Origin of the sequence: Variovorax gossypii, assembly GCF_003965815.1 — a bacterium.
Lineage (GTDB): Bacteria > Pseudomonadota > Gammaproteobacteria > Burkholderiales > Burkholderiaceae_C > Variovorax > Variovorax gossypii.
On sequence record NZ_RXOE01000008.1, the window covers coordinates 48,484 to 68,686 of the forward strand.

Sequence of the window (20,203 nt, forward strand, 5' to 3'; positions counted from 1 at the left end):
GATGATGCCTCAGCGCTGAGGGCGGTGCCTTCAGTGTCCCTTCAGCGCTGCAGGAAGGCTGGCACGCCGCGCCCCTGCGAGGCGAGGAACCGCATCATCGGATCGACCACCGCGCGTACCGCGGGCCGGTCGCCCACGCGCGTGCGCCAGGCCAGCAGGCGAGGCGTGGCGTCGGTCATGCCCGCGCCCTTGCGGTCGGCGAACACGCAGGCCATGTAGAAGGCGATGTCGGCGAAGGAGTAGGGGCCCGCCAGGTACTCGCGCGTGGCGAGCAGGCCTTCCATCTCCTCGTAGAAGCGCGCGCAGCCGGCGCAGGCCGCGATCGCCGGGGCGCTCTGCATGGCCTCCTGCAGGCCGAAGAGCTTGATGACGTTGGGGAAGAAAACCTCGTCCGACTTCTGCTCCAGCTGCCGAGCGCGGGCCCGCTCGGCAATGCCATCGGGCCACAGCGCGGGGCTTGGATAGCGGTCTTCCAGGTACTCGAAGATCTGCGTCGAGTCGAAGAGCGACACCTCGTCGTCGACCAGCACCGGCACCTGCTGCTTGACGGGATTGACCCGAAGCACCTCGGGGTGCTTGGGCTCGTAGTGGTCGCCTTCGATGAAGGGCACCATGACCAGCTCGAAGGGTACGCCTTTCTCGCGTGCCGCGATCTCGACCTTGGCGCCGAACATGCTGAGGGGACCGGAGTAGATGTGAGTCGTCATGGTCCCCGACTTCAACAGAAACCGGGCCTCAGGTCGAGCCCCACACCTCCTGCGCCGTCTCGACCACCAGGCGCAGCTTGTTGCGCTGCGCTTCCACCGCGATGTTGTTGCCGTGCACGGTGCTGGAGAAGCCGCACTGCGGCGACAGCGCGAGCTGGTCGAGCGAGGCGTACTTGCTCGCGTCCTCGATGCGGCGCTTGAGTTCGTCCTTGTCTTCCATCTCGCCGAACTTGGTGGTCACGAGGCCGAGCACCACGGTCTTGCCCTTGGGCAGGTAGCGCAGCGGCTTGAAGTCGCCCGAGCGGGCGTCGTCGTATTCCATGAAGTAGGCGTCGAGGTCCATCTCCTTGAGCAGCGCCTCGGCCACCGGCTCGTAGTTGCCGGCGGCGGCGTGCGTGCTCTTGAAGTTGCCGCGGCACAGGTGCATGGCCAGCAGCATGCCCGGCGGCTTCTGCGCCACCACCTTGTTGATGAAGGCGGCGTAGCGGTGCGGCAGTTCGTTCGGATCGTCGCCGCGCTTGCGGGCGGCTTCGCGCATGTGCTCGTCGCACAGGTAGGCGAGGTTGGTGTCGTCCATCTGCACGTAGGTGCAGCCGGCGGCGGCCAGCGAGCGCAGCTCGTCGCCGTACGCCTTGGCCACGTCGTCGTAGAACGTGGGGTCGAGCTCGGGGTAGGCGTCCTTGCTGATGCCGGCGCGGCCGCCGCGGAAGTGCAGCATGGTCGGCGAGGGGATCGTCACCTTCGGCGTGCGGCCTGCGGAAACCTGGCTCTTGAGGTACTGGAAGTCGGCGAGCTGGATGTCCTTGACGTGGCGGACCTTGTCGATCACGCGCATCGCGGGCGGTGCCAATTCCTCGGTGCCGTCGGGCTTGCGGATGGTGACCGGAATGTCGGTCTTCACGCCGCCGAGCTGGTCGAGGAAGTCGATGTGGAAATAGGTGCGGCGGAACTCGCCGTCGGTGATGCTCTTCAGGCCGATGTCTTCCTGGAACCGGACGATCTCGGTGATCGCCTTGTCCTCGACGAGGCGAAGCTGCTCGGGCGTGATCTCGCCCTTGGCCTTCTGCTCGCGGGCTTCGAGCAGGTACTTGGGGCGCAGGAAACTGCCCACGTGGTCGTAGCGGGCAGGCAAGGCGGCGTGCTGTGTCATGGATGACTCCGTCGGGATTCTTTGGGGAATGAGCAGAACATCGTATCGCCTTCGAAAAGGCGATTGCTGTATACAGATATCTCGGTATTTACCCTCGAAATGTCCTGAAAGGCTGGAAATTCTCTGTTTTCTGTATACATTGAGTATTCATGAAAACGCCCACGACCGCCTTTCCCCTGAACGCTTGGTACGCAGCCGCCTACGACGTCGAAGTGCGCCATGCACTGCTGCCTCGCACCATCTGCAACCAGAAAGTGGTGCTGTTCCGCCGTACCGACGGGCAGGTCGCCGTGCTCGAGGACGCCTGCTGGCACAGGCTGATGCCGCTGTCGCTGGGCCGCCTGGAGGGCGACGAACTGGTCTGCGGCTATCACGGCCTCGTCTACAACAGCCAGGGCCGCTGTACGCACATGCCCAGCCAGGAAACGCTGAACCCCTCGGCCTGCGTGCGCAGCTTTCCGGTGGCGGAGAAGCACCGCTTCGTGTGGATCTGGCCCGGCGACCCGGCCAAGGCCGACCCGGCGCTCATTCCCGACATGCACTGGAACGACGACCCCGCCTGGGCCGGCGACGGCAAGATGATCCGCGTCAACTGCGACTACCGCCTCGTGGTCGACAACCTCATGGACCTGACGCACGAGACCTTCGTGCACGGCTCATCCATCGGCAACCGCGAAGTCGCCGAGGCCCCCTTCGTCGCCACGCACGGCGACCGCTCGGCCACCGTCACGCGCTGGATGGAGAACATCGATCCGCCGCCGTTCTGGGGCAGCCAGATCCGCCATGCGCGTGGCTACACCGGCAAGGTCGACCGCTGGCAGATCATCCGCTTCGAAGGTCCGTGCACAGTGAACATCGACGTCGGCGTGGCCGAGGCCGGCAGCGGCGCGGTGCCGGCGGACGGCAACCCCGGCGACCGCAGCAAGGGCGTGAACGGCTACGTGCTCAACACAATCACGCCCGAGACCGACAAGACGTGTCTCTACTTCTGGGCCTTCGCGCGCAACTACTGTCTGGGCGAGCAGCGCCTCACGCACGAGCTGCGAGAGGGCGTGTCGGGCATCTTCCGCGAGGACGAGCTCGTGCTCGAGGCGCAGCAGAAGGCCATCGACGAGCACCCCGACCACCAGTTCTACAACCTCAACATCGACGCCGGCTCCATGTGGGCGCGCAAGCTGATCGATCGCATGGTCGAGAAGGAGAAGCCCGCGCGCGCGGCGATCCCGATCCGTCCGGCCGAGAAGGAGGCTGCGTGAAGGTCGCGGCAGTGTCCAACGCCGCCGAGCCGGGCGACAGCGGCAGTTCGCAGGCCGTGAAGGCGCAGCTGCGGCTGCGCGAGATGATCCTCGCGGGCGAGCTGCCCGGCGGTGCGCGCATTGCCGAGGTGGCGATCTCCGAGCAGCTCGGCGTGTCGCGCACGCCGGTGCGCACCGCGCTCATGCGGCTGGAACAGGAAGGCCTGCTCGAGGCGCTGCCCAACGGCGGCTATGCGGTGCGCACTTTCTCCGAGCGCGACGTGGCCGATGCCATCGAGCTGCGCGGCACGCTCGAAGGCCTGGTGGCCCGGCTCGCAGCCGAGCGCGGCGCGGCGCCGGTGGTGCTGCGCGAGGCGCGCGCCTGCCTGCAGCGCATCGATGAACTGCTGCGCGAGCCCGCGCTCGACGACGCGGCCTTCTCGCGCTACGTGACGCACAACGAGCGCTTCCATGCGCTGCTGTGCGAGATGGCGGGCAGCCCCGTCATCGCGCAGCAGCTGGAGCGCGTGGTCAACCTGCCGTTCGCCTCGCCCTCGGGCTTCGTCGTGGTGCAGGCCAACTCGCCGGCCGCGCGCGACATGCTCGTGGTCGCGCAGGACCAGCACGTGCAGGTGCTCGACGCCATCGAGTCCGGCGAAGGCTCGCGCGCCGAGGCGCTGATGCGCGAGCACAGCCGCATCGCGCGACGCAACCTGCGCGAGGCGCTGCATGGCACGCCTACGGCGGAACAGCGTCCGCTGCCGGGCGTGCAGCTGATCCGCAGGCGCGGCTGATTCCATCTTTCTCCCATTTCTCCTTCCTGTTGTTCCCCGATGAAAAGCGATCTTCAATGGATGCAGGCGCAGGTCGTCGCGCTGCGCGACGTGACGCCCACCGTGCGCGAATTCGAACTGCGCCCCGAGAGCGGATTCGCCGCCGCCCATGAACCCGGCGCCCACCTGCAGGTGCAGGTGATGATGGCGCAGGGCAGGGTGCAGACCCGTTCCTATTCGCTGGTGGGCGAGGGCGACAGCCGTTGCTGGCGCATCGCCGTCAAGCGGCTCGACGACGGCCGCGGCGGCTCGCTCGCGATGTGGCGGCTCGCGGTGGGCGACCGCCTGCAGGTGAGCGCGCCGCAGAACCACTTTCCGCTCGACCTTTCCGCGCCGGGCTACCTGCTGGTGGCCGGCGGCATCGGCATCACGCCGCTGGTGCTGATGGCGCAGCGGCTGGGCGCGCACGCGAAGCGCACCGGCGTGCCGGTGAAGATGCTCTATGGCGCGCGCAATGCGGGCGAGTTCGGCTACCTGCCGCACCTGCGCGAGGCGCTGGGCGAGAGCGGTGTCGAAGCCCACGAAGGCGCGACGCCCATCGACTTCGCCGCCGCCATCGCCGCGCTGCCGCCAGGCGGCCAGCTCTACACCTGCGGCCCGGTGCCGATGCTCGAAGCCGTCAAGCGCGCGTGGCACGCTGCCGGGCGTGCCATCGAGGACCTGCGCTTCGAGACCTTCGGCAGCAGCGGCCGCCTGGCCACGCAGCCCTTCCAGGTGCGGATTCCACGGCACGACCTGGCCATCACCGTGCCGGCCGACTGCACGCTGCTCGAGGCGCTCGACGCGGCGGGCGTGCAGACGCTTTCCGACTGCAAGCGCGGCGAATGCGGCCTGTGCGCCATGGACGTGATCTCCGTCGACGGCGAGATCGACCATCGCGACGTGTTCCTCAGCGAGCACGAGAAGAAGTCGGTCACGCGCATCTGCGCCTGCGTGTCACGCGCCGTGGGTACGCTCACGCTCGACTCCGCGTACCGCGCCGACAGCTGATCCGTTCGTCTCGGAATACACCCTGCGCGATGATCGCGCAGTTAATTTGTCAATCGCGCAACAAAGGCCGGCGACGGCGACCGGCTAGGTGATTGCCTGCCCCGCCGGATGTTGCAAAGTGTTCAAAATAGCCCCGGTTCGCGTTCCGCCCCTCAAAGGAAAAAACATGCAAAGACGCCATCTCATTCAGACCGCCGCCCTGTCAGCACTTGCGCTTTCGATGTCGCTGGCCAGCGCCCAGGACAACAAGTTCAAGATCGGCCTGATCCTTCCGATGACGGGCCAGTCGGCCTCCACGGGCCGCCAGATCGAAGCCGCCGCGCGCCTGTACATGGCCCAGAACGGCGACACCGTGGCCGGCAAGAAGGTGGAGCTGATCGTCAAGGACGACACCGGCCTGCCCGACGTGACCAAGCGCCTCGCGCAGGAGCTGGTGGTGAACGACAAGGTCAATGTGCTGGCCGGCTTCGGCCTGACGCCGCTGGCCCTCGCGGTGGCGCCCATCGCCACCCAGTCGAAGACGCCGGAAGTGGTAATGGCCGCCGCCACGTCGAGCATCACCGAGGCATCGCCCTACATCATCCGTTCGAGCTTCACGCTGCCGCAGGTGTCGGTGGCCATGGGCGACTGGGCTCCGAAGAACGGCGTGAAGACGGTCGTCACGCTGGTGGCCGACTACGGCCCGGGCAACGACGCCGAGAAGTTCTTCACCGAGCGCTTCCAGCTCAACGGCGGCAAGGTGCTCGACAAGCTGCGCGTGCCGCTGCGCAACCCCGACTTCGCTCCCTTCCTGCAGAAGGTGCGCGACGTGAAGCCCGATGCGCTCTTCGTCTTCGTGCCCTCCGGCGCGGGCGCGGCGGTGATGAAGCAGTTCCTGGAGCGCGGCATGGACAAGGCCGGCATCCGCATGATCGCCACCGGCGACGTGACCGACGACGACCAGCTCAACGACATGGGCGACGGCGCGCTCGGCGTGGTCACCTCGCACCACTACTCGGCGGCGCACCCCTCGGCGATGAACAAGAAGTTCGTCGAGGCCTTCGAGAAGGCCAACCCCAAGATGCGCCCCAACTTCATGGCCGTGGGCGGCTATGACGGCATGCGCGTGATCTACGAGGCGCTCAAGGCCACCAAGGGCCAGGGCGGCGGCGAGGCGCTGCTGGCGGCCATGAAGGGCCAGGTCTTCGAGAGCCCGCGCGGCCAGGTGCTGATCGACGCGCAGACGCGCGACATCGTGCAGGACGTGTACCTGCGCAAGGTCGAGAAGAAGGACGGGCAGCTCTACAACGTCGAGTTCGACGTGATCAAGGGCGTGAAGGACCCGGGCAAAGCAAAATAAAAAAATAGCTCGCCCCCAGGCTGCGCGCACTTCGTGTCGCTTCGCCAACCCCCTTCCGGGGGCAACACCTGAGGCCCGGCAAAGCCGGTTCCTCGGTGTTTCGCGAAGAGACCGCAAGGCGCGGCCCGTGTTTGAGTAGCTGACATGTTGACCATCCTTTTCGACGGCATCGCCTACGGCATGCTGCTCTTCGTGCTCGCCGTCGGGCTGGCCGTGACGCTGGGGCTGATGAACTTCATCAACCTCGCGCACGGCGCCTTCGCCATGGCGGGCGGCTATCTCACGGTGTTCGCGATGCAGAAGCTGGGCGTGCCGTTCCTGGCTTGCCTGCCGCTCGCGTTCATCGTCGTCGCGCTGGCCGGCGCGCTGCTGGAGCGAACGCTCTACCGACCGATGTACGGCAAGCCGCACCTCGACCAGGTGCTCTTTTCCATCGGCCTGGCCTTCATGGCCGTGGCTGCTGTCGACTACTTCGTGGGCTCGTCGCAGCAGAACGTGCAGCTGCCCGAATGGCTGCGCGGTCGCACCGAGATCGGCGACGGCGCGCTGCTGCTGGGCATGGGGCACTACCGGCTCTTCATCATCGGCGTGTGCGCGGTGCTCACGGTGGTGCTGCAGCTCATTCTTTCGAAGACGCGCTTCGGCAGCCGGCTGCGCGCGGCGGTCGACGATCCGCGCGTGGCGGCGGGGCTGGGCATCAACGTCAACGTCGTGTTCCTGCTGACCTTCGCAGTGGGCTCCGGGCTCGCGGGGCTGGGCGGCGCGCTGGGCGCCGAGATCCTGGGGCTCGATCCGACCTTCCCGCTCAAGTACATGATCTATTTCCTGATCGTGGTCTCGGTCGGCGGCACCTCGTCGATCACCGGGCCGCTCGCGGCGGCGCTGCTGCTGGGCATCGCCGACGTGGCGGGCAAGTACTTCATTCCGAAGATGGGCGCGTTCACCGTCTACCTGCTGATGATCCTGATCCTGATGTGGCGCCCGCAGGGCCTGTTCACGCGCAAAGGGGGCCGCTGAATGAGCACGCCTCCCGTCGTCGCCGATTTCCAGTCGGCCCTGCTGCGCAAGGCGCGCTGGCGTCCGCTCGAGTTCGTCGTCTGGGCCGCGGCCTTCGCGCTGCCGCTCGTGATGCCTTCGCACTCGCTGCTGGTCAACGAGATCGCCATCGTCGCGCTGTTCGCGATGTCGCTGGACCTGATCCTGGGCTACACCGGCATCGTGTCGCTGGGCCATGCGGCCTTCTTCGGCTTCGGTGCGTACGCGGCGGCACTCTTCGCCAAGCTCGTGATGCCCGACCCGACCGTGGGCCTGCTGTTCGCGACCGTGCTGGCCGCGCTGCTGGGCCTGGTGGCCAGCGTGACGATCCTGCGCGGCAGCGACCTCACGCGGCTGATGGTCACGCTGGGCACGGCGCTGCTGCTGCTCGAACTCGCCAACAAGCTCGACTGGCTCACCGGCGGCGCCGACGGCCTGCAGGGCGTGGTGATGGGGCCGGTGCTCGGCATGTTCGAGTTCGACCTGTACGGCCGCACGGCAGCCTGGTATTCGCTGGCGGTGATGCTGGTGCTGTTCCTCGTGATGCGCCGCCTCGTGCATTCGCCCTTCGGAGCCACGCTGAAGGCCATCCGCGACAACCGGCTGCGCGCCATGGCCATCGGCATTCCGGTGGTGTCGCGTCTGGTGGTGATCTACACGGTGGCGGCGGGCATCGCCGGCGCTGCCGGCGCGCTGCTGGCGCAGACCACCGGCTTCGCCTCGCTCGACGTGCTGGCCTTCGACCGCTCGGCCGACGTGCTGCTGATGCTGGTCATCGGCGGCGTGGGCTGGCTCTATGGCGGCGTGGCGGGTGCCATCGTCTTCAAGCTGCTGCAGACCTGGCTGTCGGCCGTGACGCCGCAGTACTGGATGTTCTGGATCGGCCTGATCCTCGTGCTGCTGGTGCTCGTCGGGCGCGACCGCCTGCTCAAGCCGTGGACGTGGTTCGGCGCAAGCAAGGGCAAGAAGGGCGGTGCGGCATGACCGACACCGTGCTTTCCACCCACGGCCTGGTGATGCGCTTCGGCGGCATCACGGCCACCAACAACGTGACGATGGAGCTCAGGCGCGGCGCACGCCATGCGCTCATCGGCCCGAACGGCGCGGGCAAGACCACGCTCATCAACCAGCTCACGGGCGTGCTCACGCCCACCGAGGGCCGCATCACACTGATGGGCGAGGACATCACCTCGCTCGCACCGCACAAGCGCGTGGCGCGCGGGCTGGTGCGCACCTTCCAGATCAACCAGCTGTTCGACTCGATGACGCCGCTCGAAACGCTGGCGCTCGTGGTGTCGCAGCACCAGGGCATCGGCGCGCAGTGGTGGAGGCCGCTGGGTTCGAGCAAGGCCATTGCCGAGCGTGCGGCGCAGTTGCTGGAGCAGTTCCACCTCAGTGACGTGGCGCAACAGCAGGTGAAGCACCTGGCCTACGGCAAGCGCCGCCTGCTTGAAATCGCCATCGCGCTGGCCTGCGAGCCGCGCGTGCTGCTGCTCGACGAACCGGTGGCGGGCGTGCCCGCCGGCGAGCGCGAGGAGCTGCTGCAGACCGTGGCCGCGCTGCCGGCCGACGTGTCGGTGCTGCTGATCGAGCACGACATGGACCTGGTGTTCAGCTTCGCCGACCGCATGACGGTGCTGGTCAACGGCACCCTGCTGACCGAAGGCGACCCTGAGACCATCGCCAACGATCCGAAGGTGAAGGAGGTCTATCTGGGCCACGGGGAGAGCGCGCATGTCTGAACTGCTGCGCATCGAGAACCTGAGCGCCGGCTACGGCGAGGCCGTGGTGCTGCACGACGTGGCCTTCGCGCTCGGCGAGGGACAGACGCTCGCGCTGCTGGGCCGCAATGGCACGGGCAAGACCACGCTGATCAACACGCTCGCGGGCGCTACGCGCCAGCACGGCGGCAGCATCTCGCTGGGCGGGCAGCCACTGCACAAGCTCGCGCCGCACCTGCGCGCGGCGGCCGGCATCGGTTGGGTGCCGCAGGAGCGCAACATCTTCAAGTCGCTGACGGTGCATGAGAACCTCACCGCGGTGGAGAGGCCCGGCAAGTGGAATCCGCAGCGCGTGTACGAGATGTTCCCGCGTCTTGCCGAGCGCAAGACCAACCTCGGCACGCAGCTCTCCGGCGGCGAGCAGCAGATGCTGGCCGTGGGCCGCGCGCTGGTGCTCAACCCCAAGCTGCTGCTGCTCGACGAGCCGCTCGAAGGCCTCGCGCCCATCATCGTGGAAGAGCTGCTGCGCGCCATCCGCCGCATCACGCAGGACGAGGGGCTGGCCGCGATCATCGTGGAGCAGCATCCACAGGCGATCCTCGCGATCTCCGACGAGGCGGTGGTGCTCGACCACGGCACCATCGTCCACACCGACAGCGCGGCCGCGCTGCGCAGCCAGCCGCAGGTGCTCGACCGGCTGCTGGGCGTGGCGCGGTAGCAGACAGACACGACAAACCAAAAAAGGAGACAGACAGATGGCGACCCCGAAGACAGTGTTCAGCGGGGGCGCCATGCTGGCGACCGCCGCATTGTTGCTCGCCGCGTGCGGCACCACCACCGGCCCGAAGAGCCTCTCGCTCGGCGGCAATCCGGCAACGGCCTGCGCGGCGCTGGTCGCGCCGGTCGCTGCGTCGGCGATAGGCCTGCCGAGCGGCGCGGCGACCATCGATTCCGCGACGCTGGTGCCGGCCTCCGCGCTCGCGGTGGCCGAGCGCGGGCCCAGCCCCGCGGCACGCATCACGCCGGCGATGCCCTCGTACTGCAAGGTGCTGGGCCGCATCGCACCTGTCGATGCCAGCGCCCCGCCCATCCTGTTCCAGGCCAACCTGCCGCTCGCGTGGAACGGGCGCAGCGTGCAGTACGGCGGCGGCGGCTTCAACGGCGTGCTGATCACCGGCCTCTCGCTGGTGCCGGCCGCGCGCTTCGACCTGCCCACGCCGCTGGCGCAGGGCTACGTGACCTACGGCACCGACTCCGGCCACCAGAGCGTGGCGGGCCAGCCGCCGCAGGCCTTCGCGCTCAACGACGAGGCACTGGCCAACTTCGCGCACGCCTCGTACAAGAAGGTGCGCGACGTGGCCGTGGCTCTGATGCAGCGCGCCTACGGACAGGCGCCGCAGAAGCTGTACTTCATGGGCAGCTCCGAAGGCGGACGCGAGGCGCTCACGATGGCGCAGCGCTATCCGCAGGACTTCGACGGCATCTTCAGCCGCGTGCCGGTGATCAACTGGACGGGACTGCAGCACGCCGGCACGCGCAACGGCATCGCCACCTTCGGCGAGGGCTGGCTGCGGCCGGCGCAGGTGCAGCTGGTGCACGACGCGGTGCTCGCGTCGTGCGACGCGGCGGACGGCGTGGCCGACCGCATCGTGTCGAACCCGGTGGCCTGCCTGCAGCGCTTCGATCCGGCCGCGCTGCGCTGCGCGGCGGGCACGAGCGGCGATAACTGCCTCAACGATGCGCAGGTGCAGGCGGTGCGCACGCTGCGTACGCCGTGGCGTGCGCCGGTGCCGCTGGCCAACGGCATCAACGAGTACCCCGGCTGGAGCATCGGCGGCGAGGCGACGCCGGCCTTCGCCTCCATGGGGGGCTGGAACGCATGGTGGACCGGCACCGCCGCGCCGACCGTGCCGCCGCAGCCGAGCAACGGCATCGCATGGTTCTACGGCAGCGGCGCGCTGCAGTATTTCTATGCACGCAATCCTTCGCTCGACGTGCGCAACTACCGCGCTGAAGACTACGCCGCGCGCATCGCCACCGTGTCGCAGCTCATGGATTCGACCAACCCCGACCTGAGCGCATTCAATGCCCGCGGCGGCAAGCTGCTGATGTTGGAGCACATGGCCGACTACGCGCAGAGCCCGTTCGCCGGCATCCGCTACTACGAGTCGGTGGTAGCGCGCCTGGGCCGCGACAACGTGGACCGCTTCATGCGCCTTTACACCGCGCCCGGCGTCGACCACGTGGGAAGCGGCGCGCCTGCCAATGTCGACATGCTCGGCGCGCTGGCCGACTGGGTCGAGCGCGGAAAGGCGCCTGGCGGCCTGCAGTTGGTGGAGCAGGAGGTGCAGCCGCCGTTCAAGGTCACGCGTGCGCGTCCGCTGTGCGAGTGGCCGATGTGGCCGCGCTACGTGAGCGGCGACGCCACGCAGGCGGCGAGCTTCCAGTGCAGCAGGTAGCGCGAAGCTCCTGACGGGTCAGATCGCGCAGCCGTCCGGCCCGCACGCGTTCGGCTCCGCGGAGGGCGACTGCGGCGGCGCAACGAACGCGCCGAGCTGAGCCTTCCACTCGTTCGCGCGGCCGAGCCACGGGCCGATGTCGACGCGGCTCGCGGTGCCGTCGGGTTGCGCGAGCACGAAGGTCGGAAAGCCCTGGCCGCCCGCGCGTTGCAGGAACTGGCGGCTCTGCGCAATGTGCCGCGCGGTCGCTTCCCCCGACTGGCTATCGAAGGCCGATGCGAAGGCCGTGGCATCGAAGCCGAGTTCGGCGGCGATCGCCTTCAGCACTTCCACGTCGGCGATGCGGCGGCCCTCGACGTAGTGCGCCTGCTGCAGGCGATGGATCATGTCCAGCCCGCCGCCGGGGCGCAGCGTGTCGGCCGCGAGGATGGCGGTGGTCGGCGGTTCGGAGTCCATCACCGCGCCGGTGTCCCGCAGCAGTCCCTCGAAGTAGCGCTCGCCGAAGGGCTGGCCCGTCATCTCTGCGATGCGATGGTCGTGCGGCATCACGTAGTCGCGCCACTGCGGCGTGATCGGGCGGCGGTTGGCGCCGGTCATCATGCCGCCGCCGTGGAACTCGACCTTCAGGCCCGGCACTTCGCGCGCCGCGTCGACCAGCGGCGCGGCCGCGTAGCACCAGCCGCACAGCGGATCGAAGATGTAGTGCAGCGTGGCGCCGTTGCTCACGGCGTCGTTCATTGCGGCCATTTCATCTCTCCCTTGATGACCTTGGCGCCGAGTTCCAGCGACGAGGCGTCTTCCAGCTTCGGGTAGCGCTTCTTCATCGCGGCGATGAGCGCGGCCGAGTCCTTGGCCTTGGTCGCTTCGACTTCGAAGGCCTTCAGGTAGTCGCGCGTGAACTTCACCGACGCGAGCGAGTAGGGCGCGCTGCCGTTCGCGTTCGGCAGGTAGTGGCCGGGCACCACGGTCTTGGGATGCAGTGCTTCGATGCGGCCCAGTGTCTTGATCCAGTCGAGGCGCGATTCGGGCGTCTGCGTGTCGGCCACCCACACGTGGATGTTGGCCGAGACGGGGATGCCGCCGACCACCGCCTTCAGCGAGGGAATCCACGCGAAGCTGCGCTCGGGCGTGGGGCCGTCGAGGCCTACGACCTGGATCTTGCGGCCCTCGAGCTCGATGCTGTCGCCGGCCAGCGGCTGCGGCACCACCAGCGCCTTGGGCGCGTTGTCCTTCAGGATCGGACCCCAGTGCGCGAGCTTGCCGTCCTTCGAGGCCTTGATGGCGGCCACGGTCTGCGGCGTGGCGACGATCTTCGCGTCGGGGAATGCGGCCTGGATCACGTCGAGGCCGAAGTAGTAGTCGGGGTCGCTGTGGCTGATGTAGACCGTGGTGAGCTTCTTGCCCGTGGCCTTGATCTTCTGCACCAGCGCCTCGGCGTCGTTGCGCTGGAACTGGGCGTCGATCAGCACGGCATCGGTCTGGCCGGTGACGATCTCCGAGGAGACCGGGAACATCGACTTCGCGCCGGGGTTGTACACGTCGAGCTTGAGCGGCTGCGCGGCCTGGGCGGCGAGCGGTGCGACGAGGCCGAAGCTGACGGCGAGGGCGGAGGAGAGGAGGGCTCTGCGGAACATGGCGGCGATCTTTCTGTGCGTGATTCGATTCGGGGTGGATGGGTGACAGCGCTGAATGCCTCGAATATTAGGTTGCGCGAATCGAAACAAAAACCCGACGATCCACAACGGATAGTTTCCAAATCCGGACGAATCTAGACGAATTCGGACGAATCAGTCGCTGGCACGCCGCTCCAGATGCGCCACCAGCAGCTGCGCCGAGGGCGAAAGCTCCGTGTCGCCCCGGAAGCAGATCGCGAACCGCCGCCGCGCCCACGGGTCGGTCAGCGGCATCAGCCGCAGCCCGAAGGCCTCGGCGAAGGGCCGGGCCACCTCGGCAGGCACCACGCTGATCGCCAGCCCGGCGCGCACCACGCGCAGCGCCGCGTCGAAGTTGGACACCAGCACCCGGTACACCAGCGGCTTGCCCGCCACGGCCGCCTCGCGCGCGAGCATGAGCTGCACCGCGCTCAGCGCAGGCATGCCGACGAATTCGTGGTCGAGCACCTGCTCGAAGCGCACGCTCTCGCACTGCGCCACCGGGTGGGACGGATGCGCCACGATGGCGAGGTGGTCGCTGCGATAGTCGCGCCGCTCCAGGCCCTCGAGGTCGGCCGCGTCCCAGCACAGGCCGATGGAGGCGGTGCCCTCGCGGATGCCGCGCACGATCTCGGGGCTCACGCGCTCCTCCATGTCCACGCGGATGTTGCGGTGCGCCGGGTCCTGCAGGAAGTCGGCCACGTCCTCGGCCAGCGACTCGGCCATGACCGAGGCCGAGGCCAGGATGCGCACGTGCCCGCGCACGCCGCCGGCGTACGCCGCCATGTCGCGCTCGATGCGGTTCACGCTGCCGAGCATCGCGCGGGCGTGCTCCAGCAGGGTTTCGCCGGCGGGCGTGGGCACCACGCCCCGGCGCTTGCGCAGCAGCAGCGGCGTGCCGACGGTCTCTTCCAGCTGGGCCAGCCGCTTGCTGATGGCCGAGCCGACGATGCTGGCCTGCTCGCCGGCGCGCGCGATGCTTCGCGTTTCGCAGACGGCGACGAAGAGGCGCAGGGTGGTCAGGTCGAGGTCTCTCATGGTGTTCCGTTCTGGAATCGGATGACTTCCAAAATATAGCTTCTGGATCGATTCGGAACTTCTACCATCCGTCGGGTACTTTCACTCACGACGGAGACAAGACTTGATTCACGCTTTCCTGCCGCCGCGCGCGGTCGTCCGCGAAGTGGGCCTGCGCGACGGCCTCCAGAGCATCGCGCGCGTGCTGCCCACCGAACGCAAGCTCGAATGGATCCGCGACGCGCACGCCGCCGGGCAGCGCGAGATCGAGGTCGGCTCCTTCGTGCCCGCGCACCTGCTGCCGCAGTTGGCCGACACGGCCGAGCTGCTGGCCTATGCGAAGACGCTGCCGGGGCTCTTCGCCTCGGTGCTGGTGCCCAACCTCAAGGGGGCCGAGCGGGCCATCGCCGGCGGGGCCGACCTGATGATCGTGCCGCTCTCGGCGAGTCACGCGCACAGCCTCGCCAACCTGCGCAAGACGCCCGATGAGGTGGTGGCCGAGGTCGGCCGCATCCGCGCGGCGCGCGACGCCGCGGGCTCGAAGACGCTGATCGACGGCGGCGTGGGCACGGCCTTCGGCTGCACGCTGCAGGGCCACGTCGACGCCGAAGAGGTGCTGCGGCTGATGCAGGCGCTGCTCGACGCAGGCGCCGACCGCGTGAGCCTTGCCGACACTGTCGGCTACGCCGATCCGGCGATGGTGCGCAGCCTGTTCGAGCGCGCGCTGCGCATCGCGGGCGACCGGCTCTGGTGCGGCCATTTCCACGACACGCGCGGCATGGGGCTCGCGAATGCGTATGCGGCGCTCGAAGTCGGCATCACGCGCTTCGACGCATGCCTGGCCGGCATCGGCGGCTGTCCGCATGCGCCGGGCGCCAGCGGCAATGTCGACACCGAAGATCTGGTCTTCATGCTGGAGAGCATGGGTGTCGCCACCGGCGTCGACCTGCCGAAGCTGCTCGACCTGCGCCGCCGCGTGGCGGGCTGGCTCGAGGGCGAGACCCTGCAGGGCACGGTGTGGCGCGCGGGCTTTCCGAAGACCTTCACGGCCATGGAAGGCGTCGCGGCATGAGCACGGCAGGCACCGAAGAAAAGCGCCTGCCGCTCGCCGGCATCCGTGTGGTCGAGTTCACGCACATGGTGATGGGGCCGACCTGCGGCATGGTGCTGGCGGACCTGGGGGCGGAGGTCATCAAGGTCGAGCCCATCGAGGGTGACCGCACGCGGCACCTGCTGGGCGCGGGCGCGGGCTTCTTCCCGATGTTCAACCGCAACAAGAAGAGCATCGCGCTCGACCTGCGGCATCCGCAGGGCGTGGAGGCCGCGCTGCGGCTGTGCGTCACCGCCGACGTGGTGGCGCAGAACTTCAAGCCCGGCACCATGGACAAGTACGGCCTGGGCTACGCCGCGCTGGGCAAGCTCAACCCGCGCCTTGTGTACGTGAACCATACGGGCTTCCTGCCCGGCCCCTACGAGCACCGCACCGCGCTCGACGAGGTGGTGCAGATGATGGGCGGGCTGGCCTACATGACGGGCCGCCCCGGCGATCCGCTGCGCGCGGGCACCAGCGTGAACGACATCATGGGCGGCATGTTCGGCGCCATCGGCGCGATCGCCGCGCTCATGCAGCGCACCGAGACCGGCAAGGGCCAGGAGGTGAAGTCGGCGCTGTTCGAGAACAACGTGTTCCTGGTCGGCCAGCACATGCTGCAGTACGCGATCACCGGACAGGCGGCGGCGCCGATGCCCGAGCGCATCTCGGCCTGGGCGCTGTACGACGTGTTCACCGTGAAGGACGGCGAGCAGATCTTCCTCGCTGCCGTGAGCGACGCGCAGTGGAAGACCTTCTGCGAGGCGCTGGGCTTCGATGACCTGAAGGCCGACCTGGCCCTGCGCACCAACAACGACCGCGTGCGCCTGCGGCCCACGCTGCTGGCCGATTTGCGCGAGCGCCTCGCGCAGCGCTCGGCGGCGGAGCTGTCGGCGATCTTCGAGGCCAGCGGACTGCCGTTCGCGCCGATCACGCGGCCCGAGGACCTGTATGCCGATCCGCACCTGAAGGCCACGGGCGGGCTCGCCGACATACGCCTGCCCGACGGCGAGCGTGCCGGCGAGATGGCGCAGACGACGCTGTTCCCGATCACGCTCGACGGCGAGCGCCTCGGCGTGAGGCTGCATCCGCCGACGCTGGGCGAGCACACCCGCGAGTTGCTGGCCGGGCTGGGCTATGCGCACGAGGAGATCGATGCGCTGCACGCCGGATCGGCCGTGGCCTGAGCGACGCACTTATTTCCCAGAACCATAAAGAAGAGAGACAAGACCATGACGAACGCACTTTCCCTGAAGATGAACCGCCGCGCGCTGCTCGGCCTCGGCGCATGCGCCGCCGCAGTGGCCGCATGCCCCGCGCTCGCGCAGGGCTCGGACAAGCCCATCCGTTTCATCCTGCCGATCAGCGCGGGCTCGGGCGTCGACGCCATCGTGCGCGCGGCCGCGCCGGCGCTCGGCAAGGCCTTCGGCCAGCCGGTGGTGATCGAGAACCTGCCGGGCGCGGGCGGCATCACCGGCGCGGCGGCCATCGTCAAGGCCGCGCCGGACGGCCTCACGCTGGGCATGGTGTCGAACAACCACGTCATCAATCCGGCGGTGTTCAGGAAGATGCCCTTCGACGCGATCAACGACGTCACGCCGATCAGCGTGATCGGCGCCACGCCGCTGGTGCTGGTGGCCAACCCGAAGCTGCCCGCGAAGAACGTCCAGGAACTGATCGCGCTGCTGCGCGCGAAGCCGGGCGGCTACAACTACGCCTCGTCGGGCAACGGCACCATCCTGCACCTGGCCGACGAGATGTTCCTGGACGAGGCGGGCGTGAAGGCGCGGCACATTCCCTACAAGGGCACCGGGCCGATGATGACCGACATGATCGGCGGGCAGGTCGAGATGGGCGTGATCGCGCTGCCGGCCGTGCAGCAGCACATCAAGAGCGGCGCGCTGCGCGCCATCGGCCTGTGCGGCGCGCAACGCTCGCCGGCCGCGCCCGACATCCCGACCATCGCCGAGCAGGGGCTGCCCAACTACGCGGTCGAGGGCTGGTTCGCGGTGATCGGGCCGGCGAAGATGCAGCCGGCCGATGTCCAGCGCGTGCACGGCGCCGTGGTTGCTGCGTTCGGCAGCGCGGAGGTGCGCGAGGCGATGGACAGGCAGGGCAATGTCATCAGGCCCACGACGCCGGAGCAGGCCGCGAGCTTCTTCCGCAGCGAGGCAGCGCGCTATGCCGCGCTGGTGAAGAAGGCGAACGTGACGCTGGAATAGCGCAGGCTCAGGCCGCGCTCGTGAACTTGAGCCCCAGGATGCCCGCGATGATCAGCCCCACGCACACCAGCCGCGCGGCGTTCGCGGGCTCGTTGAACAGCACGATGCCCAGCGCCACGGTGCCGACCGCGCCGATGCCGGTCCACACCGCGTAGGCCGTGCCCACCGGCAGCGTGCGCATCGCCCAGCCCAGCAGCACCACGCTGAGCACCATCGAGATCGCGGTGCCGACCGACGGCCAGAGCCTGGTGAAGCCTTCGGTGTACTTGAGGCCGATGGCCCAGCCCATCTCGAGCAGGCCTGCGATGAACAACACGATCCACGCCATGTGCGCTCCTTCTCCTTGGATGAAAGGGACTCTCTAGTTCTCCGGCCGCACGGCACGGTAGAGGGCGCGCACGAAATCCGACTGGGTGATCATGCCGGCCAGCCGCTTTTCAGCGTCGATGATGGGGATATGGTGGTGGCCGCCCTCGGAGAACAGCGGCACCAGGTCGACCACCGGCCGGTCGGCGCTGGCCACGCGCACCTGGCGCGTCATGATCTGGCCCACCACCTCGGGCTTGTTCGACATCACCGTGCGGGTGGCGCGGATCAGGTCGCGCAGCTTGGCCGCGATGCCCTCGTGGTGCTGCAGGTCGAGCTGGCGGAAGAAGTCGGCCTGCGTGACGATGCCCACCACGCGGCGCGTGCGGTCGGTGATCGGCAGGGCCTTGATGCGGCGCTCGTGCATCAGCGCCCAGGCTTCCTGCAGCGGCGTGCCGAACTCCACCGAGATCGGCACCCTGGACATGATGTCCGCGCAGCTCAGCGTGCCGAGGCGGCGCTTGTACGACTCGAGCTCGGTCTCGCGGATCAGCGATTCGAGGTCGTCGCGGCTGATGTCGAGCACCTGGTTGTAGCGGGCCAGCACCGCGTCGATGTCGGCCTGGCTGAAGCGTGCGTCCGAGCCGGGCGGTCGTTGCGCCACCTGCACGTGCGGATAGCGGCGACCCGTGAGCGTGTTGTAGGCCACGCCCGCCAGCACCAGCAGCAGCGAATTGGTGAAGAAGGGGAAGAGGGCCGACGAGAAATGCGTGGTGTGCGTCAGCACCGCGAGCAGTGCCGCGGCGCCGCCGGGCGGATGCAGGCAGCGCGCGCTGAACATCAGGCCGATGGCGCCAGCCACCGCGACGGCGGCGGCCAGCGCGGGGTCTGGAATCCAGTTGGCGGCCGCGATGCCGACCACCGCCGACAGCGTGTTGCCGCCGATGACCGACCACGGCTGTGCCAGCGGACTGGCCGGCACCGCGAACACCAGCACCGCGCTGGCCCCCAGCGGCGCGATCAGCCAGACCGAGGCGGCCAGCGGGCCGGCCAGCCACCGGCACAGCAGCGCGGTGAACAGCAGGCCGATGCCCGCGCCCATGACAGCGCGCAGCCGCTCACGGGCATCGACGGTGGTGCGCGCCGGCAGCCATGCGCGCGCGTGGGTCAGGATTGCCGGGAAGCGCATCGCCATGTCTGCCTCAGCCTTCGTGCGCCACCTTGCGCCCGATGTCGGGCCAGCGGTCGTGCAGCCACACCCAGGCGACCAGCCCGATGCCGAGCATGCCCATGGAGGTGAGCGCCAGCGCGAGCGTGGAGTGCATCACCAGCGGCGCCACCGCGCCGGCCACGATGCCGTTGGCGGTGGAGCCGATCACCGCCTGCAGCGACGAGGCCATGCCGCGGCGCTCCGGGTGCAGGTCGAGCACCAGCAGCGTGACCACCGGCACCATCAGCGCCCAGCCGAAGGCGAACACCGCCAGCGGCCACAGCGCCCATGCCACGTGCGCCTGGAAGAAGGTGTTGGCCACCACGTTGACCACCGAGGTGGCCAGCATGATCACGAAGCCGTCGCGGATCTGCCGCTTCGGCGCCACCTTGCCGGCCATGCGCCCGCTGGCGCGCGCGCCGAGCATGATGCCGCCGATGGTCAGCAGGAAGAACCAGAAGAACTGCTGCGGCTGCAGCGCGAGGTGGTCGCCGAGGAATGCGGGCGCGGCCAGCACGTAGAGGAACATGCCGTTGAAGGGCACGCCGCTGGCGAAGGCCAGCAGCAGGAAGCGCGGGTCGGAGCACAGGTCCCAGTAGCCGCGCATCAGGTGCCGCACCTGGAAAGGCTGGCGGTGGTCCTTGTGCAGCGTCTCGGGCAGCAGCTTGTAATTGGCCGCGAACAGCACCACGCCCACCGCCACAAGGAACCAGAACACCGCGTGCCAGCCCGCGTGCACGAAGAGAAAACCGCCCACGATGGGCGCGATGGCCGGTGCCACGCCGAAGTAGATCGTGACCTGGCTCATCACCCGCTGCGCCTCGGCGGGCGGGAACATGTCGCGGATCACCGCGCGCGAGACCACGATGCCCGCGCCGGTCGACAGGCCCTGCAGGCCGCGGAAGAGCACCAGTTGCGTGATGTTCTGCGAGAGCGCGCAGCCCAGCGATGCCAGCGTGAACACCGCCAGGCCCCACAGCACCACGGGGCGGCGACCGAAGCTGTCCGACAGCGCACCGTGGAACAGATTCATGAACGCGAAGCCGAAGAGGTAGGCCGAGAGCGTCTGCTGCATCTCGGCCGGCGTCGCGCCGATGGAGCGGGCGATGCCCGAGAAGGCCGGGATGTAGGTGTCGATGGAGAAGGGCCCGAGCATGCCGAGCACCGCGAGCAGCACGGCAAGCGCCCAGCGCGGGGCCTGCCAGAGTTTGTCTGCATCGGGATTCATGGTGAGGTT

Annotated in this window: 19 protein-coding genes and 1 pseudogene; 12 read left to right on the forward strand and 8 right to left on the reverse strand. The window is 68.7% G+C overall.

Annotation, left to right across the window (positions count from 1 at the left end; translation table 11 throughout):
• Positions 1–41: 41 nt before the first annotated feature.
• Both EJP69_RS23930 and EJP69_RS23935 read right to left on the reverse strand, forming a co-directional pair.
• Positions 42–707 carry a glutathione S-transferase family protein gene (locus EJP69_RS23930; RefSeq protein WP_126472752.1) on the reverse strand — a complete coding sequence of 222 codons (666 nt, stop codon included), beginning with the start codon at positions 705–707 and terminating at the stop codon, positions 42–44.
• 28 nt (positions 708–735) lie between these two features.
• Complete coding sequence (locus tag EJP69_RS23935; protein ID WP_093203469.1) at positions 736–1,857, reverse strand: 5-methyltetrahydropteroyltriglutamate--homocysteine S-methyltransferase; 1,122 nt, start codon at positions 1,855–1,857, stop codon at positions 736–738.
• Positions 1,858–2,006: 149 nt separating this feature from the next.
• On the opposite strand from EJP69_RS23935, the gene EJP69_RS23940 reads away from it, so the two are divergent.
• From EJP69_RS23940 to EJP69_RS23980, 9 genes are all read left to right on the forward strand, one after another.
• A complete protein-coding gene (locus tag EJP69_RS23940; RefSeq protein ID WP_126472753.1) occupies positions 2,007–3,113 on the forward strand; it encodes an aromatic ring-hydroxylating dioxygenase subunit alpha in 1,107 nt (368 codons plus the stop codon).
• A complete protein-coding gene (locus EJP69_RS23945; protein WP_176947532.1) occupies positions 3,110–3,886 on the forward strand; it encodes a GntR family transcriptional regulator in 777 nt (258 codons plus the stop codon). The genes EJP69_RS23940 and EJP69_RS23945 overlap by 4 nt, the downstream gene beginning before the upstream one ends.
• Positions 3,887–3,925: 39 nt before the next feature.
• Complete coding sequence (locus tag EJP69_RS23950; protein ID WP_126472754.1) at positions 3,926–4,915, forward strand: PDR/VanB family oxidoreductase; 990 nt, start codon at positions 3,926–3,928, stop codon at positions 4,913–4,915.
• A gap of 166 nt (positions 4,916–5,081) precedes the next feature.
• The gene (locus tag EJP69_RS23955; protein ID WP_093203464.1) at positions 5,082–6,254 is read left to right on the forward strand and encodes an ABC transporter substrate-binding protein; all 1,173 of its coding nucleotides are present in this window, start codon (positions 5,082–5,084) and stop codon (positions 6,252–6,254) included.
• A 144-nt stretch (positions 6,255–6,398) separates the two neighbouring features.
• Positions 6,399–7,271, forward strand: coding sequence for a branched-chain amino acid ABC transporter permease (locus tag EJP69_RS23960; RefSeq protein ID WP_019655845.1), 873 nt, complete (start codon positions 6,399–6,401; stop codon positions 7,269–7,271).
• A complete protein-coding gene (locus tag EJP69_RS23965; RefSeq protein WP_126472755.1) occupies positions 7,272–8,273 on the forward strand; it encodes a branched-chain amino acid ABC transporter permease in 1,002 nt (333 codons plus the stop codon).
• Positions 8,270–9,031: an ABC transporter ATP-binding protein gene (locus EJP69_RS23970; protein ID WP_126472756.1), complete on the forward strand. Its 762-nt coding sequence runs from the start codon at positions 8,270–8,272 to the stop codon at positions 9,029–9,031. The genes EJP69_RS23965 and EJP69_RS23970 overlap by 4 nt, the downstream gene beginning before the upstream one ends.
• Positions 9,024–9,728: an ABC transporter ATP-binding protein gene (locus EJP69_RS23975; RefSeq protein WP_126472757.1), complete on the forward strand. Its 705-nt coding sequence runs from the start codon at positions 9,024–9,026 to the stop codon at positions 9,726–9,728. The genes EJP69_RS23970 and EJP69_RS23975 overlap by 8 nt, the downstream gene beginning before the upstream one ends.
• A gap of 37 nt (positions 9,729–9,765) precedes the next feature.
• On the forward strand, positions 9,766–11,469 hold the full coding sequence (locus EJP69_RS23980; protein WP_126472758.1) for a tannase/feruloyl esterase family alpha/beta hydrolase: 1,704 nt from the start codon (positions 9,766–9,768) through the stop codon (positions 11,467–11,469).
• 18 nt (positions 11,470–11,487) lie between these two features.
• Here EJP69_RS23980 and EJP69_RS23985 read toward each other — a convergent pair whose 3' ends face one another.
• From EJP69_RS23985 to EJP69_RS23995, 3 genes and pseudogenes are all read right to left on the reverse strand, one after another.
• Complete coding sequence (locus EJP69_RS23985) at positions 11,488–12,216, reverse strand: DsbA family protein (protein ID WP_126472759.1); 729 nt, start codon at positions 12,214–12,216, stop codon at positions 11,488–11,490.
• A pseudogene (locus EJP69_RS23990) lies at positions 12,210–13,103 on the reverse strand (MBL fold metallo-hydrolase); the annotation flags it as partial. The gene EJP69_RS23985 and the pseudogene EJP69_RS23990, both read right to left, overlap by 7 nt.
• A 153-nt stretch (positions 13,104–13,256) precedes the next feature.
• On the reverse strand, positions 13,257–14,159 hold the full coding sequence (locus EJP69_RS23995; RefSeq protein ID WP_093203453.1) for a LysR family transcriptional regulator: 903 nt from the start codon (positions 14,157–14,159) through the stop codon (positions 13,257–13,259).
• A 103-nt stretch (positions 14,160–14,262) separates the two neighbouring features.
• Between EJP69_RS23995 and EJP69_RS24000 the strand changes: the two genes are divergently transcribed.
• The 3 genes from EJP69_RS24000 to EJP69_RS24010 are packed head-to-tail and all read left to right on the forward strand — an operon-like array spanning position 14,263 to position 17,450.
• Positions 14,263–15,210, forward strand: coding sequence for a hydroxymethylglutaryl-CoA lyase (locus EJP69_RS24000; protein WP_093203452.1), 948 nt, complete (start codon positions 14,263–14,265; stop codon positions 15,208–15,210).
• A complete protein-coding gene (locus tag EJP69_RS24005; RefSeq protein ID WP_126472761.1) occupies positions 15,207–16,415 on the forward strand; it encodes a CaiB/BaiF CoA transferase family protein in 1,209 nt (402 codons plus the stop codon). Before EJP69_RS24000 ends, EJP69_RS24005 begins: the two co-directional genes overlap by 4 nt.
• Positions 16,416–16,460: 45 nt before the next feature.
• Positions 16,461–17,450: a tripartite tricarboxylate transporter substrate binding protein gene (locus tag EJP69_RS24010; RefSeq protein WP_420824232.1), complete on the forward strand. Its 990-nt coding sequence runs from the start codon at positions 16,461–16,463 to the stop codon at positions 17,448–17,450.
• Positions 17,451–17,457: 7 nt separating this feature from the next.
• Here the strand turns inward: EJP69_RS24010 and sugE are convergent, their stop codons facing one another.
• The 3 genes from sugE to EJP69_RS24025 are packed head-to-tail and all read right to left on the reverse strand — an operon-like array spanning position 17,458 to position 20,194.
• Positions 17,458–17,778 carry a quaternary ammonium compound efflux SMR transporter SugE gene (gene sugE, locus EJP69_RS24015; RefSeq protein ID WP_093303611.1) on the reverse strand — a complete coding sequence of 107 codons (321 nt, stop codon included), beginning with the start codon at positions 17,776–17,778 and terminating at the stop codon, positions 17,458–17,460.
• A 33-nt stretch (positions 17,779–17,811) separates the two neighbouring features.
• Positions 17,812–18,945, reverse strand: a complete 1,134-nt coding sequence (locus tag EJP69_RS24020) for an HPP family protein (protein ID WP_126472958.1) — start codon at positions 18,943–18,945, stop codon at positions 17,812–17,814.
• A gap of 13 nt (positions 18,946–18,958) precedes the next feature.
• A complete protein-coding gene (locus EJP69_RS24025) occupies positions 18,959–20,194 on the reverse strand; it encodes a multidrug effflux MFS transporter (RefSeq protein WP_126472762.1) in 1,236 nt (411 codons plus the stop codon).
• Positions 20,195–20,203 lie beyond the last annotated feature (9 nt).

Excerpts from the sequence above, each read along its gene's own strand:
- EJP69_RS23930 (WP_126472752.1), bottom strand. The coding sequence starts at position 707 with ATGACGACTCACATCTACTCCGGTCCCCTCAGCATGTTCGGCGCCAAG.
- EJP69_RS23975 (WP_126472757.1), top strand. The coding sequence starts at position 9,024 with ATGTCTGAACTGCTGCGCATCGAGAACCTGAGCGCCGGCTACGGCGAG.
- EJP69_RS23940 (WP_126472753.1), top strand. The coding sequence starts at position 2,007 with ATGAAAACGCCCACGACCGCCTTTCCCCTGAACGCTTGGTACGCAGCC.
- EJP69_RS24020 (WP_126472958.1), bottom strand. The coding sequence starts at position 18,945 with ATGCGCTTCCCGGCAATCCTGACCCACGCGCGCGCATGGCTGCCGGCG.
- EJP69_RS23965 (WP_126472755.1), top strand. The coding sequence starts at position 7,272 with ATGAGCACGCCTCCCGTCGTCGCCGATTTCCAGTCGGCCCTGCTGCGC.
- EJP69_RS23955 (WP_093203464.1), top strand. The coding sequence starts at position 5,082 with ATGCAAAGACGCCATCTCATTCAGACCGCCGCCCTGTCAGCACTTGCG.
- EJP69_RS24025 (WP_126472762.1), bottom strand. The coding sequence starts at position 20,194 with ATGAATCCCGATGCAGACAAACTCTGGCAGGCCCCGCGCTGGGCGCTT.
- EJP69_RS23935 (WP_093203469.1), bottom strand. The coding sequence starts at position 1,857 with ATGACACAGCACGCCGCCTTGCCTGCCCGCTACGACCACGTGGGCAGT.
- EJP69_RS23950 (WP_126472754.1), top strand. The coding sequence starts at position 3,926 with ATGAAAAGCGATCTTCAATGGATGCAGGCGCAGGTCGTCGCGCTGCGC.
- EJP69_RS24010 (WP_420824232.1), top strand. The coding sequence starts at position 16,461 with ATGACGAACGCACTTTCCCTGAAGATGAACCGCCGCGCGCTGCTCGGC.
- EJP69_RS23960 (WP_019655845.1), top strand. The coding sequence starts at position 6,399 with ATGTTGACCATCCTTTTCGACGGCATCGCCTACGGCATGCTGCTCTTC.
- EJP69_RS23980 (WP_126472758.1), top strand. The coding sequence starts at position 9,766 with ATGGCGACCCCGAAGACAGTGTTCAGCGGGGGCGCCATGCTGGCGACC.
- EJP69_RS23970 (WP_126472756.1), top strand. The coding sequence starts at position 8,270 with ATGACCGACACCGTGCTTTCCACCCACGGCCTGGTGATGCGCTTCGGC.
- EJP69_RS24005 (WP_126472761.1), top strand. The coding sequence starts at position 15,207 with ATGAGCACGGCAGGCACCGAAGAAAAGCGCCTGCCGCTCGCCGGCATC.
- EJP69_RS23985 (WP_126472759.1), bottom strand. The coding sequence starts at position 12,216 with ATGGCCGCAATGAACGACGCCGTGAGCAACGGCGCCACGCTGCACTAC.
- EJP69_RS23995 (WP_093203453.1), bottom strand. The coding sequence starts at position 14,159 with ATGAGAGACCTCGACCTGACCACCCTGCGCCTCTTCGTCGCCGTCTGC.
- sugE (WP_093303611.1), bottom strand. The coding sequence starts at position 17,778 with ATGGCGTGGATCGTGTTGTTCATCGCAGGCCTGCTCGAGATGGGCTGG.